This is a genomic window from Streptomyces sp. ATexAB-D23, assembly GCF_000373645.1.
GTDB classification, from domain to species: domain Bacteria; phylum Actinomycetota; class Actinomycetes; order Streptomycetales; family Streptomycetaceae; genus Streptomyces; species Streptomyces castrisilvae.
Window position 1 is genome coordinate 297,043 of sequence record NZ_KB892035.1, and the last position, 14,431, is coordinate 311,473.

The window sequence follows — 14,431 nt, forward strand, 5'->3', positions numbered from 1 at the left end:
ATGACACCTTTCGCACGCAGAGTGACAACTTTGGGTGTGCTGGGAGCGGTGCTCGGCGGGGGGCTCGTCGGCTGCGGCCACCCCGTGCCCGGCCCGGCCCCCGCCTCCGGCCCGCCCTCGGCCTCCGGTACCGCCGCCCACGCCCCGGACCGCTCCGCCGACTCCCCCGCTCCCCCGGCCGCCCCGGAGAAGCCCGCCGTCCTGGCACCCGGGCCCGGCGGGCGGACCCCCGTCTTCGAGCGCGGGCCGCAGCGCGCGGCGAAGGTCGTCGCGCTCAGCTTCGACGCCGACATGACAGCCGACGAGGGTCCGCGCGCGGCGGCCGGTGAGCACTTCGACAATCCGGAACTGATCGCTCTGCTGCGCCGGCTGAAGGTGCCGGCGACGGTCTTCATGACCGGGCGGTGGGCCGAGGAGTACCCGGACCAGGCCCGCTCCATCGGCACCGACCCCCTCTTCGAGATCGGCAACCACTCCTACAGCCACTACGCGTTCACGACGCCCTGCTACGGGCTGCCGACCGTGGAGAAGGACGCCGTGCGCGACGAGGTGCGGCGGGCCTTCGGGGCGATCCGCGAGGCCGGCGCCCACAATGTGGTGCCGTACTTCCGCTTCCCCGGCGGCTGCTACGACGACGACACGCTGCGGGCACTCGGGCCGGAGAAGGTGACCGCCGTCCAGTGGGACGTCGTCAGCGGCGACGCCTTCGCGACGGACGCGGACGCCGTGGCCGAACAGGTGCTGGACGGGGTGCGGTCCGGTTCGCTCGTCGTCATGCACTGCACCCGCAGCGCGGCGCCGGTCACCGCCGAGGCGGTCCGCCAGGTCGTGCCGGAGCTGCGGAAGCGGGGCTACCGCTTCGTCAAGGTGTCCGAGCTGATGGCCGGCTGAACCGCCTCAGCCCGAGCAGGCCGTGCGCTGGGCCTCCTGCCACTCGCACACCGGGCACAGCGTGATCCCCCTGACCGACTCGGCGTACTCGGTCGGTTTCCGGCACAGCACGCACTCGGCGTAAGGCGGCCCCTCGGCCCGCTCCGGGGCCCTGTCCGGGGCCGTCCCGCAGGAGGACCCGGACTCCGGGTCCGGCCGCTCGTCCACGCGCTCGTCCCTGTCCTCACTCATACCCACGAGCCTACTCAGCCGCGCACCGCAGTGAGCCGGCAGGCGAGCGCGAGCGCGGCGGCCGCGACGGCCGCGGCTCCGAGCAGCGGGAGCACCGGCACATGGACCGTGCCCGTGAGCGAACCGGTGACCAGGCCCGTCACCGCGTACTTCGCGGGCGATCCGGTGGTCACCAGCGCCAGCAGCGAGGCGAGCACGGTCGCCGCCATCGACCAGCCCCGGCCGTGCAGCAGCGGCCGGGTGCACAGGGCGCCGACCCCCGCGCCCAGCAGCACACAGCAGGCGGTGGCGAGCAGTCCGGCGAGGCCGGCCGCCGGCAGCGGTACCCGGACCGTGTGGTCGGTACCTGCCGGGTCACTGATCACCAGCACGACCGCCGTGGCGGCCGTGCCCAGCAGCCCGGCGCACCCCAGCGCGGTGAGCAGGGCGGCCAGATGCGCCCGTGGCTGCCCGCCGGCCGCGGCCGCGACGACCGTGCGGGCGGCGGGCGGCTCCTGGCCGGCGCACACCCGCACGAGCCACGCGGTGACCGGCAGCAGCCCGGCGGCGGTGTAGCCGAGCGAGTCCAGCACGGGCTGCCCCGCGCGCACACCGACGGCGAGGAAGGCCGCGTACAGCAGCACCGGGGCCGTCCAGCGCTGCGACCGTACGAGCAGGTCGGCCTGGTAGCGGATGAGCGCGGTCATGGCGCCCCGTCCCGGGAGGCCGGGCGGCCGGCCCGAGCACCGGCCGCCGTCACCTGGCTGATGTGCCACGGCGGGCGGGCCGTGAGCAGCGCGCACAGCAGGGCGTCGGAGTGCGCGGCCGGGACCGTGAGCCGCGCCGTGCCGTCCGGAGCGGCCGTGCCCTCCGGAGCGCCGGGCAGCCGGGCCGGGAGCGGGGTGCCCGGCGCGCACGTCGCCTCGATCAGGACCCGGGGGCCGGGGGGCCGCGTCGGGGGCGTCGAGCGGCGCGGGGACCAGGGCCTGCCCCTCGACGCGGTACGCGGCGTCGACCGCGCCCGCCAGGCGGTGCGGGTCGTGGTCGACGTACACGACGGTGGCCCCGGCGGCGACGCGTTCGGCGACGGCCAGGTCCAGTTCGCCGCGCGCCTCGGTGTCCAGGCCGGTCCACGCCTCGTCCAGCACCAGCAGCTCCGGCTCGGCGAGCAGCGCCTGGGCGACGGCGACCTTCTGGCTGGTGCCCTTGGAGAGTTCGGCGAGCGGGGTCCCGGCGTGCGCGGCGGCGCCGAACCGGGTCAGCCGGTGGCTCGCCCTCGCCGCCGCGTCCGCCGGCCGCAGCCCGTGGATCCGGCCCAGGTGGGCGAGGTAGCCGGCGGCCGTGAAGGGCAGGGCTGCGGAGAACCGCTCGGGGACGTACGCCGTGCGCGGCCCGCGGCCGGTGATCCGGCCCTCGGACGGGGCGTCGATCCCGGCCAGCAGCCGCAGCAGGGTCGACTTCCCGGTGCCGTTGGCCCCTTCGACGCGGACCAGGGCGCGTGCGGGCAGGTCGAGGTCGACCCCGCGCAGCACCCAGGGCCCGGCGAGGCCGTAGCGCCGCCCCACGCCCCGCAGCCGCAGTAGCTCCGTGCCCGGTCTCAGTGGGCCGACGCCTTCTCGGGCTTCAGCTCGCTCGGCCGTACGATCACGAACCCCTGTCCCTCCAGCCGCAGTTGGACGGCCTCGCCGGAGCCGCCCCGGATCATCGAGCCGACGCTCTGCGAACGGTGCAGCGAGGTGTTCAGCTGGGCGCTCCAGCCGACGACCGCGTCGGTGTCGACGCACACCGGCTGCTGGGGCGTGACGGGGATGACGATGGGGTGGCCCTCACACATCAGGCCGAGCTTGCCGTAGCCGGTGAAGACGCTGTTGAAGAGGCCGCCGCCGGTCATCCCGGCGCCCTTCACCGTCTTGATCTCGTAGGAGATCGTGGCGTCGAAGCACAGGACGTTGCGTCCGTTGATGGTGAGGACGTCGCCCTGCTCCATCTCCACGATGAAGCAGTTGGCCGCCTCGTGCGCGAACCACGCCTCGCCCTGGCCTCGCACCGCCATCAGCGGCAGCCCCTCGCCCGTGACCGCCCGCTTGAGCAGACCGCCTATGCCCTGCCCCTTGCGCTCGAACTGCAGATCACCGCGGAAGGCGACCATCGATCCCTGGCGGGCGTGCATCTCCCCGTTGACCGCGTACTTGATGGATTTGGCGTTCTGCAACGTCATTCCGGGGGCCGTTGCCTGCTCCGCCATGTGCTCGCTGGAAAAGAGGTCGCTCTTCATGCGGAGCATCCTCGCCCGGACTGTTCCATTCCGCCAAGAAACGCCACCGGAGGCGGCTGGCAGACTGGTCGGGTGAGCAGCAACGACACCCCCGCGCCCCCGTCCCCCGAACCGGTCGCCCCGCCTGTGGACAGCCCGTTCCGGTCCGGGCGGACGGACCGGGACGAAGCACCGCAGTACGTACTGCCGTTGGTGGTGCACATCGAGAAGACGGCGCCTCCGGCCCGCACCGACGCCCTGCGCACGGCCGCCCGCGCGGTGCTCGTGATGCTCTGTGACGAGCGGTCGGTGGGCGAGGGCGCCTGGGCGGAGGTGATGCGCGACTGGCAGGACGCCCGTATCCGCAAGGTGGTGCGGCGGGCCCGTGGCGCCGAGTGGCGCAAGGCGGCCGCGCTGCCCGGGATCACGGTCACGGGCGACGAGGCCGAGGTGCGGGTCTTCCCGCCGGTCCCCCTGGACGGCTGGCCGAAGGAGCTGGCCAAGCTCCAGGTCTCGGGGACGGACCTGGACGACCCGGAGCCGCCGGCCGCGCCCGACCTCGCGCATCCGGTGCTCTGGCTCAACCCGGAGCTGGGCATGTCGGCCGGCAAGGAGATGGCGCAGGTCGGGCACGGGGCGCAGCTCGCCTGGTGGGAGCTGTCGGAGACCGAGCGCAAGGCGTGGCGCGAGGCGGGCTTCCCCCTCTCGGTCGCCACCCCGGAGGCGGCGCGCTGGCAGGAGCTGACGGTGAGCGGGCTGCCGGTTGTGCGGGACGCCGGGTTCACCGAGATCGCCCCGGGCTCGTGCACCGTGGTCGCCGACCATCCGGCCCTGCGCCGCCGCTGAGACCCGGGCGCCCAGAAGACCGCACCTGCTGGGATCCGGGCGCCCCGGAACCTCAAATGAAGCTCTGAACGTCCTCCCTCCCGGATTCACCGCCGTGCCGCGGGGTCATCACCCCTGCACGGAACAGAGGGGGACGGCATGGAGCTGGGTATCGGGATCGGCTGGCGGCCGGAGATCGCCGACGAGGTGGAGGCGATGCCGGGGATCGACTGGGTGGAGGCGGTCGCGGAGAACCTCTGCGCCGGCCATCTGCCCGCGTCCCTGGTACGGCTGAGGGAGCGCGGGGTCACCGTCGTGCCGCACGGGGTCTCGCTGGGCCTCGGCGGGGCCGAACGCCCCGATCCCGGCCGCCTCGCCGCCCTCGCCGCCCGGGTGTCGCTGCTGGACGCCCCGCTGGTGACCGAGCACATCGCGTTCGTACGGGCGGGCGGGGCGCGCACCGGGTCGCCGGGGCTGGAGGCGGGGCACCTGCTGCCCGTGGAGCGCACCCGGGCGGCGCTGGACGTGCTGTGCGAGAACGTGCGGATCGCGCAGGACGCGCTGCCGGTGCCGCTGGCCCTGGAGAACATCGCGGCGCTGATCTCCTGGCCCGGCGAGGAGCTGACCGAGGGGCAGTTCCTGGCGGAGCTGGTGGAGCGTACGGGAGTGCGGCTGCTGATCGACGTGGCCAATCTGCACACCAATCACGTGAACCTGGGCCAGGACCCGGCGACCGCCCTGGACGAGCTGCCGGTGGAGGCCATCGCGTATGTGCATGTGGCCGGCGGCGTAGAGAAGGACGGCGTCTGGCACGACACGCACGCCCACCCGGTCACCGCCCCGGTGCTCGACGTCCTGGCCGAGCTGCGCTCCCGGGTCGCGCCGCCCGGGGTGCTGCTGGAGCGCGACGGCGCCTTCCCGCCGGCCGCCGAGCTGGCGGGCGAACTGGACGCGATCCGGGCCACGCTGGACGCGGGCGGGGTCGCGGAGGGTGCGGGCCGGGGCACGGGCCGGGGTGCGGGGGGTGCGGGCCGGGGCGCGGGGGCTCCCGCTGTCCCGGGCGCCACAGCAGTAACGGGGGTCACGGGCATATCTGGGGCCACAGCGGTATCGGGCACCACAGGCGTATCGGGCGCCAGAGCCACATCATGGGTCACAGCCGCGCCGCCCGTCCCGGAGGCCGTGCGGGACGGGGTCGCGGTCGCCCAGGCCGCCCTGCTCTCCGCCCTGGTCGCCGGCGCCCCCGCCCCCGAGGGCTTCGACCGGCGCAGGCTCGGCGTGCAGAGCCGGGCCCTGGCCGCGAAGCGCGCCGATGTCGTCGCCGAGGTGGCGCCCGAGCTGCCCGAGATCCTGGGCCGGCGCGGCTACCGGGAGGCGTTCCTCGCGTACGCCGGAGCGCGGCCCATGACGGCGGGCTACCGGCGCGACGCCCTGGACTTCGCCGAGCAGCTGCTCATCGCGGGCCGCCCCGAGGACGACGCGGCGCGCCGCCGGCTGACGTACTGGTGGCAGGACCGGGCCGCCCCGCGACCGCCCGGACGCGCCACCCGGCTGGCGCGGGCCGCCCGCTCCGTGCTGGTGGGGAGGTGACGGGGATGGCCGCGGCGTGTTTCGTCCTGACGCTCGCGGTGGTCCTCTCCTCCGTCCTGCTCATCACCGGCCTCGCGCGCACCCGCCGGGGGCAGGGCGGTCCGCTGCACGATCTGTACGAGGCCGCCTTCCTGAACGGCGGGCCCGGCCGGGTCGTCGACACGGCACTCACCGCCATGCAGGCGGACGGCCGGCTGAACGTCGGCGGGCCGGGCATCGTCGCCGTCCTGCGCCCGGTCGCCCAGGACCCGGTGGAGCGGGCCGTGCTCCAGGAGCACGCCGCAGCCCCGAGCGGGGCCCTGCATACCCTGCGGGTCGCGGTGATGCGGCATCCGGCGGTGCAGGAGACCGGTCACGGGCTGGCCGCGCGGGGGCTGCTGGCCGCGCCCGGTGCGAGCGCGAAGTGGCGGGTGTGGGGCCTCGTACAGACGCTGCTGTGCTTTCTGGCCTTCCCGGTCGCCTTCGGCCTCGCCGTCAGCGGGTTCATGTCGGACGGCGGGGGCTCCGGTTGGCGCGTCCCGCTCTTCGCCGTGGTGGTGCCGGCCGTGGCCGGCGGCTTCGTGACCGGGCTGGTCTGCACGGCGGTGGCCCGGTCCCGGGTCACCCGGGCGGGGCGCGGGGCGGCGGCGGAGTTCCGGGCCGCACACGCCCACCGCGCCGAACCGGCTTTCCTGGCGGCGGTCCACGGCCTGCGCGCCGTTCCCGATCCCGCGCTGCGGACGCACCTGATCGCGGCGGCCCGCACCCGGCCCGTGCGCCCCTCGCACACCCGGTACACCTCGTACACCTCCACGGACTCCTCGGGCATGCTGCTCGCGCCGTCGGTGTGGTGCGCGGGGTCGAGCCCCGGAGGCGGCTGCGGCAGCTCGCCCGGGAGCAGCTGCGGCGGGGCCAACGGATGCGGATCGGGTTCGAGCTGCGGTTCCTCCGGTTCCAGTTGCGGGGGCGGTTCCAGCTGCGGTTCCTCCGGCTCCAGCTGCGGCGGTGGTTCCAGCTGCGGTTCCTCCGGCTCCAGTTGCGGCAGCAGTTCCTGAGACGGCTGGTCCACCTGCTGGACGAGCTATGGCGCGGCGGACCGCCCTCGCATAGAAATCCCGCATGGTCCCCTTTCTGTTGGTGCTGGTCGCGTGGGGCGCGGCGGGGCTGTCCTGCGTCCGGCTCTGCCTCGCCGGAGCCCGCCTGGCCCGGCAGCCGGCCGGGGCGGCGGCCCAGGGGGCGCGGTTCTCCGCGTACCGGCGGGAACTCACGCTGTACGAGGCGGCGTTCCTGGCCGGCGGGCCGCGCCGGGTGGCCGATCTGGCGCTCGTCTCCATGCATCTGCGGCGCCGGCTGCTGCTCGCCCCCACCGGCTGGGCGACGGTGGTCGACCCGGAGGGCCGCGACGAGGTGGAGCGCACGGTGATCCGGGCCATCGGCCCCGAGGGACAGTCGCCGATACCGCCGGTACGCGCGGCGGCGGCCGCCGCGGACGCCGTACGCGCCGTGGCCGACCGGCTGGTCGCCGCGGGCCTCGCGGTGCCTCGCGGGGCGGACATGGCGTCGGCGGTGCGGGCGGTGCGCGGGACGGCTGGGCTGGTGGCCGCGCTGGGCGCCGCCGCCCTGCTCGCCCCCGGCGGCCCCGAGACGCGGCTGCTCGTGTGGTTCGGGCTGCCTCTCGCCCTGACCCTGGGGTGCCTGGCCATCGCCCGGCTCGAAGCGCACCCCTACGGCACGTGGGCCTCACCGGCCGGGCAGCGGATGCTGGAGGCGTGCGCGCCGCCGGGCGACGGCGCCACGGGCGACACGCTGGTGGCGGTCGCCGTACGCGGGGTGGGCGCGGTGGATGACCCCGCGCTACGGGCGGCGCTGACGGGCCGGGAGGGCGTACGAGGACGCACGGCCCGGGAATGACGAACGGTGCGGCGCGCCGAGCGCGCCGCACCGTCGGGCCGAACCCGGTGTCGCTGGACCGGCGGACGGCACGAGGTGCCCGATGCCCGCCGTCTGATCTTCCGGGTTGGGGTGGTTGGGAGCCCGTTCGCTACGCGAGCCCTGCCACCAGGTCCGCGACCGACTTGCGCCGGCCGGTGAAGAAGGGGACCTCCTCGCGGACGTGCATCCGCGCCTCGGAGGCCCTGAGGTGACGCATCAGGTCGACGATGCGGTACAGCTCGTCGGCCTCGAAGGCCAGCACCCACTCGTAGTCGCCGAGGGAGAACGAGGCGACCGTGTTGGCGCGCACGTCGGGGTAGCCGCGGGCCATCTTGCCGTGGTCGGCGAGCATGCGGCGGCGGTCCTCGTCGGGCAGCAGGTACCAGTCGTACGAGCGCACGAAGGGGTACACGCTGATGTAGTTGCGCGGCGTCTCGTCGGCGAGGAACGCCGGGACGTGCGACTTGTTGAACTCGGCGGGGCGGTGCAGCGCCATGTTCGACCAGACCGGCTCCAGGTGCTTGCCGAGCCGCGTGCGCCGGAAGAGGTTGTACGCCTCCTGGAGCTCGTCCGCCGTCTCCGCGTGCCACCAGATCATGAGGTCGGCGTCGGCGCGCAGGCCGGAGACGTCGTAGGTGCCGCGAATGGTGACGTCCCGCGCCGCGAGCTTGTCGAACAGCTCCTGGACCTCGCCGGCGACGGCCGCGCGGTCGGTGTCGGCGGGCAGGACGTCGCGCAGCTTGAAGACGGACCACAACGTGTAACGGATGACCTCGTTGAGGTCCTTGGCCTTCTTGCCGGCGTTCGGAGCCTTGCTTGATGTCTCAGTCTCGGAAGCACTCATACGGCTATTGTCCCGCCTCGCTCCGTGTGCCCTGAACCAGGGTCGGCGTGGCGGCGGTCTCCCCCGCGAGAGCGCCGGCGATCTCGTCGGCGGCGCGCCGGGCGCTCGCGACGCAGGCCGGGATGCCGACCCCCTCGTAGACCGCGCCGCACACCCGCAGCGCGGGCAGCTTGGCGACCTCATCCCGGATGCGGGCGACCCGGGAGAGGTGGCCCACCGGGTACTGGGGCAGCCCGCCGATCCACCGGGTGACCTCGGTGGCCACGGGCTTCGCGGTCAGCCCCGTCGCGGAGGCGAGGTCGCGCAGGGACACACCGACGAGTTCGTCGTCCTCGCGGTGCAGGTGGTCCTCCTCGCCGTAGCGGCCGACCGAGGTCCGCAGGAAGAACAGGTCGGGCGCGGCGTCGGCGACCCACTGCCACTTGCGGGTGGAGAAGGTGGCGGCCTTGATGGTGCGCCCGTCGACCGGCGGCACGAGGAAGCCGGAACGCCCGTCGAGCGCGGCCGTGCCCGCCGTGTCGGAGCGCCGGAACGCCATGGTGACCAGGGCCATCGACGCGTACTCGACGCCCGCCAGCTCGGCCGAGGCGGCCGGGGACTCGGCGGCGAGCAGGGTGGAGGCGGACCAGGCGGGGGTGGCGAGGACGATGCCGTCGGCCGCGACGACCCGGGTGTCGGTGCGCACGTCCCAGCCCTCGGCGGTACGGGTCAGGCCCAGCACCGGGGTCTCGGTGAGGATGTCGCCGCCCCCGGCGCGTACGGCGTCCGCGACGGCGCCCGGCAGGCTGCCGATGCCGCCTTCGATGCCCTGGAAGACCGGCCCGGTCTGCTGCCGGGCGGCGGCCTGCTCCTGGATGCGGGTGACCCCGTCGAGCAGCGAGCCCGACCGCCGGGCGACGTCGAAGAGCTGCGGGACTGCGGCGCGCATCGAGATCCGGTAGGCGTCGCCCGCGTAGACCCCGCCGAGCAGCGGCTCCACGAGCCGGTCGACGACCTCACGGCCCAGCCGGTCGGCCACGTACGCGCCGACGGCGACGTCGTCACCGACGGCCGTCGGGGTGAGGTCGCGTTCCTGCGCGATACGGGCGAGCCCCTCCGGCGAGAGGACGTCGCCGAGGACGGACGGGTCTCCCGGGACGCCCATCACATGACCCTTGGGCATGGGGCGCAGCGCGTCGCGCGTCCACAGGGCGGCGGTGGCCGTGGCGGGCGGCTGGAGGCGGTCGCCGAGCCCCACGGAGCGTGCCAGGCCGACCGCCTCCGGGCGGCGGGCGAGCATGGACTCGGCGCCGAGGTCGACCCGGACGCCCGCGACCTCGCCGGTCATGAGCTTGCCGCCGAGCCGGTCGGTCGCCTCCAGGAGGGTGACTCCCAGCCCGGCCCCGACGAGCCGGTGGGCGGCCGCGAGTCCGGCGATGCCGCCGCCGATGACGACGACGTGGCCGGGGGCCCTGTCCGCGCGGTGTGGTGAACGCTGCATGCCTCCACTCTCTCAAATCTCTTCCTCGCCCCCGACGCGGCCACTTCGAACCGGCCGATGTCATCGCGCCGGAAGGCGGACTGAGCGGACGTCAGGCCGTGACAGGGCCGCTGCCGAGGGCGAGTGAGCCCGTCACCGGGGCGCGCGGCGCCGTAGCGTGGGTTCTTTCGGACGGGGCGTCGAAGGGACCGGCATGGCGGCGGAACGACTGGTGATCATCGGCGGGGACGCGGCGGGGATGTCCGCGGCGTCCCAGGCCCGGCGGCTGAAGGGCCCGGACGAGCTGAGCATCACCGCCTTCGAACGGGGCCACTTCACCTCGTACTCCGCGTGCGGCATCCCGTACTGGGTGAGCGGCGACGTGACCGGGCGGGACCGGCTGATCGCCCGTACGCCCGAGGAGCACCGGGCCCGCGACATCGATCTGCGCACCCGTACCGAGGTGACGGAGATCGACGTGGCCGGGCGGCGGGTGCGCGCCCTGGACCGGGAGTCCGGCGAGACGTACTGGACGGGGTTCGACAAGCTGGTCATCGCCACCGGGGCCCGCCCGGTGCGCCCGGAGCTGCCCGGCATGGACGCGGCCGGGGTGCACGGGGTGCAGACCCTGGACGACGGGCAGGCGCTGCTGGAGACCCTGGAGCGGACGACGGGCCGGCGCGCGGTCGTCGTCGGGGCCGGATACATCGGGGTCGAGATGGCGGAGGCGATGCTGAAGCGCGGCTACGAGGTGACCGTGCTCAACCGCGCCGAGCAGCCGATGGCGACGCTCGACCCGGACATGGGGCGCCTGGTCCACGACGCCATGGACGGGCTCGGCATCCATACGGTGAACGGGGCGGAGGTCACCGGGATCACGACCGGCCCGGACGGCCGGGTCACCGAGGTCACCACGGACGGCGCCTCCTATCCGGCGGACGTGGTGGTGCTCGGCATCGGCGTCGAGCCCGAGACGACGCTGGCCCGTGCGGTGGGGCTGCCGCTGGGGCCGCACGGCGGGCTGCTCACCGATCTGTCGATGCGGGTCGTGGGCCACGAGAACATCTGGGCGGGCGGCGACTGTGTGGAGGTCCTGGACCTGGTGGCGGGCCGCACCCGGCACATCGCGCTGGGCACGCACGCCAACAAGCACGGCCAGGTCATCGGCTCCAACGTGGGCGGTGGCTACGGCACGTTCCCCGGTGTGGTGGGTACGGCGGTGAGCAAGGTCTGCGACCTGGAGATCGCCCGCACCGGGCTGCGTGAGAGGGACGCCCGTGCGGTGGGCCTGCGGTTCGTGACGGCGACGATCGAGTCGACGGGCCGGGCCGGTTACTACCCGGGGGCGCGGCCGATGACGGTGAAGATGCTCGCGGAGTACCGCACGGGGCGGCTGCTGGGCGTGCAGATCGTGGGCCGCGACGGCGCGGGCAAGCGGGTGGACGTGGCGGCGGTGGCGCTCACCGCGGGGATGACGGTGGAGCAGATGACGGCCCTGGACCTGGGGTACGCCCCGCCGTTCTCGCCGGTCTGGGACCCGGTCCTGGTGGCGGCCCGCAAGACGGTGTCGGTGCTGCGGAAGGCGGGCACCGCCTGAGCGGCGCCCGCCCCCGGCCGGTCAGCGGGCGGTGCTGGTGTGGACGTATTCGACGAGGCGGCTGAGCGCGTCCGGGTCCATGTTCGGCATCACGCCGTGGCCCAGGTTGAAGATGTGGCCCTCCAGGCCCGCGGCCGCGTCCAGGACCTCCTGGGTCTTGGCCTCCACCGCAGCGGTCGGGGCGAACAGCACGGCCGGGTCGAGGTTGCCCTGGAGCGCCTTGCCGGGGCCGACGCGGCGCGCGGCCTCGTCCATCGGGACCCGCCAGTCGACGCCGACGACGTCCGCCCCGGCCTCGCCCATCAGGCCGAGCAGTTCACCGGTGCCGACACCGAAGTGGATGCGCGGGACCTCGTAGCGGGCGACGGCGTCGAAGACCTTCGCGGAGGCGGGCAGCACCGAGCGCCGGTAGTCGGCGGGGGCCAGGGCGCCCACCCAGGAGTCGAAGAGCTGCACCGCCGAGGCGCCGGCCTCGATCTGGACCTCCAGGAAGGCGCCGGTGATCTCGGCGAGGCGGTCGAGCAGGTCGGCCCAGAGCTCCGGGGCGCCGTACATCATGGCCTTGGTGTGCTCGTGGTTGCGGGACGGGCCGCCCTCCACGAGGTAGCTCGCGAGGGTGAAGGGCGCACCCGCGAAGCCGATCAGCGGGGTCGCGCCCAGCTCCGCGGTGAGCAGGCCGATGGCCTCGGTGACGTACGGGACGTCCTCGGGGGTGAGGTCGCGCAGCCGGGCCAGGTCGGCGCGGGTGCGGAAGGGCTCGGCGACGACCGGGCCGATGCCGGGCTTGATGTCGAGATCGATGCCGATGGCCTTGAGCGGGACGACGATGTCGCTGTAGTAGACCGCCGCGTCGACCTTGTGGCGGCGGACGGGCTGCATCGTGATCTCGGCGACCAGCTCCGGCATCGTGCAGGACTCGAGCATCGGGATGCCTTCGCGCACCTTCAGGTACTCGGGCAGCGAGCGTCCCGCCTGGCGCATGAACCAGACCGGCGTGTGCGGCACGGGCTCACGCCGGCACGCCTTCAGGAACGCCGAGTCGTGGGTGGCGGAGGTCTTCGTCTGCTGCCCGGAGGGGCGATCGTTGGCACTCACAGAACGAATCTTCGCACGTAAGCGCAACGAGCCCGGCCCCGCACGGGTGTCCTTCCGCACGCGAAGCTCCGGTTCCGCCTACTCTTCCCCGCATGGCTGCGGCTCAGGGACACATCTCCGGTCAATCCGATGGCGCTGACGGCGCGGACGGCGCGGAGGGCGGTGCCGTCCCGCCCGCGTTCCGTTCGGCGGTGGACGCGCTGCGCGCGGCGCGGCTGCGCCCCGAGCTGGAGGTGGATCCGACGCGGCCGCCCAAGAGGCTGGCTCCGCACGCGTACGCGCTGGAGGCCGCGGTCGTGGACGGCGAGGAGGATCTCGCCGACGGGCGGCTGGTCCTGCTCCACGATCCGGCCGGGCACGAGGCCTGGCAGGGCACCTTCCGGCTGGTGACGCTGGTCCGGGCCGAGCTGGAGCCGGAGATGGCCGCCGACCCGCTGCTGCCGGAGGTGTGCTGGTCCTGGCTGACCGGCGCGCTGGAGGCGCGTGGACTGTTCTACGGGGAGGCCGGCGGCACGGTCACCATGGCGGGCTCGCACTACTTCGGTGCGCTGGAGACGCGGCGTCCCGCGACCCAGATCGAGATCCGGGCCTCCTGGACGCCGCGTGAGGGGCGCGGCGGGGTGCCGGACACGGCGGCGCATCTGGTGGCGTGGGGTGATCTGCTGTGCCAGATCGCGGGGCTGCCGCCGTCGGGCCCGCAGGACGCGGCGGTGGTGACGCTGCCCCAGCGGCGCGGACCGCAGGTGCCGTAAGAGGGTCTCGCCGGCCGTGCCGCAGGTGCCGTCAGAAAGTCTCGACGGCCCGTGCCGCGATGTCCCCGGGGATGTCGCGGCCGTTCCCGTTTCCTGTGACGCTGCGTCATACGATCACTTTCGGCCATCGCCGCGGTCTTCGTGCAATCGATCGCGCGTCCTATTTGCCCGAATTGTTACTCAGCAATCGTGATCTTCCCCTAAAGGAGCAGGGGTCTGCTGCCGAAGGAGTCAATGACCCTTCAAGCACGGTTCGCCCCGGCTTCATCCCCGAGCCGGCCCGTCCCGCCACTCCCCAGGAGGCCTGGTGTCCGTTCTCCTTGAGCAGCCCGCAAGCCTGGTCGCCTACCGCCCGAACAAGCCGACGGCCATGGTCGTCGTGGCCGACCCGCGCGTCCGTTCCACCGTCACCCGCCATCTGTGGGCACTCGGAGTACGTGACGTCATCGAGGCGTCGTCCATCGCGGAGGCCCGCCCCCGCGTCGGCAACCCGCGCGACATCTGCGTTGCCGACGTCCACCTGCCCGACGGTTCCGGGCTGACCCTGCTGTCCGAAACCCGAGCCGCCGGCTGGCCCAACGGTCTCGCCCTGTCCGCCGCCGATGACATCGGCGCCGTGCGCAACGCCCTCGCGGGCGGCGTCAAGGGCTACGTCGTCACCGGCACCCGTACCAATATCGGCCACCCGGCCCGTCCCGGCGTCGCCCCCATCGGCGCCACCGCCGCCCGTATGCACCGCCGGCCCCCCGGCACCCCGAGCCACCCGGGCGGCTACCGCGAACTCTCCGGCCGCGAGGTGGAGGTTCTGCGGCTCGTCGCCGAGGGCCAGTCCAACAAGGCCATCGGTGTCTCCATGGGGCTGTCCGCCCTGACCGTCAAGAGCCACCTCGCCCGCATCGCCCGCAAGCTCGGCACCGGAGACCGCGCAGGAATGGTCGCCGTGGCCCTGCGGACGGGCATCATCCACTGATTCCGCACCCCCGCCGGTGTGCAGAAACGCGGA

At 74.3% G+C, this 14,431-nt stretch carries 14 protein-coding genes and 1 pseudogene; 8 read left to right on the top strand and 7 right to left on the bottom strand.

Going from position 1 to position 14,431, the window contains the following annotated elements; genetic code table 11:
• On the top strand, positions 1-891 hold the full coding sequence (locus B082_RS36715) for a polysaccharide deacetylase family protein (protein WP_237526210.1): 891 nt from the start codon (positions 1-3) through the stop codon (positions 889-891).
• 6 nt (positions 892-897) lie between these two features.
• On the opposite strand, the gene B082_RS0126485 is transcribed toward B082_RS36715, so the two are convergent.
• From B082_RS0126485 to B082_RS0126500, 4 genes and pseudogenes are all read right to left on the bottom strand, one after another.
• Positions 898-1,122 carry a hypothetical protein gene (locus B082_RS0126485; RefSeq protein ID WP_018554823.1) on the bottom strand — a complete coding sequence of 75 codons (225 nt, stop codon included), beginning with the start codon at positions 1,120-1,122 and terminating at the stop codon, positions 898-900.
• A gap of 14 nt (positions 1,123-1,136) precedes the next feature.
• Positions 1,137-1,808: a hypothetical protein gene (locus B082_RS40060; protein WP_026250227.1), complete on the bottom strand. Its 672-nt coding sequence runs from the start codon at positions 1,806-1,808 to the stop codon at positions 1,137-1,139.
• Positions 1,805-2,633 (bottom strand): annotated as a pseudogene (locus tag B082_RS40430) (ATP-binding cassette domain-containing protein). Before B082_RS40430 ends, B082_RS40060 begins: the two are co-directional and overlap by 4 nt.
• 65 nt (positions 2,634-2,698) lie before the next feature.
• The gene (locus tag B082_RS0126500; RefSeq protein ID WP_026250228.1) at positions 2,699-3,376 is read right to left on the bottom strand and encodes an AIM24 family protein; all 678 of its coding nucleotides are present in this window, start codon (positions 3,374-3,376) and stop codon (positions 2,699-2,701) included.
• Between the two features lie 72 nt (positions 3,377-3,448).
• Between B082_RS0126500 and B082_RS0126505 the strand changes: the two genes are divergently transcribed.
• The 4 genes from B082_RS0126505 (at position 3,449) to B082_RS0126520 (ending at position 7,660) form a co-directional block, all read left to right on the top strand.
• Positions 3,449-4,201, top strand: coding sequence for a peptidyl-tRNA hydrolase (locus B082_RS0126505; protein ID WP_018554825.1), 753 nt, complete (start codon positions 3,449-3,451; stop codon positions 4,199-4,201).
• A gap of 138 nt (positions 4,202-4,339) precedes the next feature.
• Complete coding sequence (locus B082_RS0126510) at positions 4,340-5,770, top strand: DUF692 domain-containing protein (RefSeq protein ID WP_018554826.1); 1,431 nt, start codon at positions 4,340-4,342, stop codon at positions 5,768-5,770.
• Between the two features lie 5 nt (positions 5,771-5,775).
• Positions 5,776-6,804, top strand: coding sequence for a TIGR04222 domain-containing membrane protein (locus B082_RS0126515; RefSeq protein ID WP_018554827.1), 1,029 nt, complete (start codon positions 5,776-5,778; stop codon positions 6,802-6,804).
• 64 nt (positions 6,805-6,868) lie between these two features.
• Positions 6,869-7,660: a TIGR04222 domain-containing membrane protein gene (locus B082_RS0126520; RefSeq protein ID WP_018554828.1), complete on the top strand. Its 792-nt coding sequence runs from the start codon at positions 6,869-6,871 to the stop codon at positions 7,658-7,660.
• A gap of 130 nt (positions 7,661-7,790) precedes the next feature.
• Here B082_RS0126520 and hemQ read toward each other — a convergent pair whose 3' ends face one another.
• The gene (gene hemQ / locus B082_RS0126525) at positions 7,791-8,525 is read right to left on the bottom strand and encodes a hydrogen peroxide-dependent heme synthase (RefSeq protein WP_020573038.1); all 735 of its coding nucleotides are present in this window, start codon (positions 8,523-8,525) and stop codon (positions 7,791-7,793) included.
• A 4-nt stretch (positions 8,526-8,529) separates the two neighbouring features.
• Positions 8,530-10,005 carry a protoporphyrinogen oxidase gene (hemG, locus tag B082_RS0126530; RefSeq protein ID WP_018554831.1) on the bottom strand — a complete coding sequence of 492 codons (1,476 nt, stop codon included), beginning with the start codon at positions 10,003-10,005 and terminating at the stop codon, positions 8,530-8,532.
• Between the two features lie 193 nt (positions 10,006-10,198).
• Here hemG and B082_RS0126535 point away from each other — a divergent pair, with 193 nt between their 5' ends.
• Positions 10,199-11,581, top strand: coding sequence for an FAD-dependent oxidoreductase (locus B082_RS0126535; RefSeq protein WP_018554832.1), 1,383 nt, complete (start codon positions 10,199-10,201; stop codon positions 11,579-11,581).
• Positions 11,582-11,602: 21 nt separating this feature from the next.
• Here the strand turns inward: B082_RS0126535 and hemE are convergent, their stop codons facing one another.
• The gene (gene hemE / locus B082_RS0126540; protein ID WP_018554833.1) at positions 11,603-12,676 is read right to left on the bottom strand and encodes a uroporphyrinogen decarboxylase; all 1,074 of its coding nucleotides are present in this window, start codon (positions 12,674-12,676) and stop codon (positions 11,603-11,605) included.
• Between the two features lie 92 nt (positions 12,677-12,768).
• Here hemE and B082_RS0126545 point away from each other — a divergent pair, with 92 nt between their 5' ends.
• The gene (locus tag B082_RS0126545; protein ID WP_026250230.1) at positions 12,769-13,428 is read left to right on the top strand and encodes a DUF3000 domain-containing protein; all 660 of its coding nucleotides are present in this window, start codon (positions 12,769-12,771) and stop codon (positions 13,426-13,428) included.
• 307 nt (positions 13,429-13,735) lie between these two features.
• Positions 13,736-14,398 carry a helix-turn-helix transcriptional regulator gene (locus B082_RS0126550; protein WP_018100712.1) on the top strand — a complete coding sequence of 221 codons (663 nt, stop codon included), beginning with the start codon at positions 13,736-13,738 and terminating at the stop codon, positions 14,396-14,398.
• Positions 14,399-14,431: the final 33 nt, after the last annotated feature.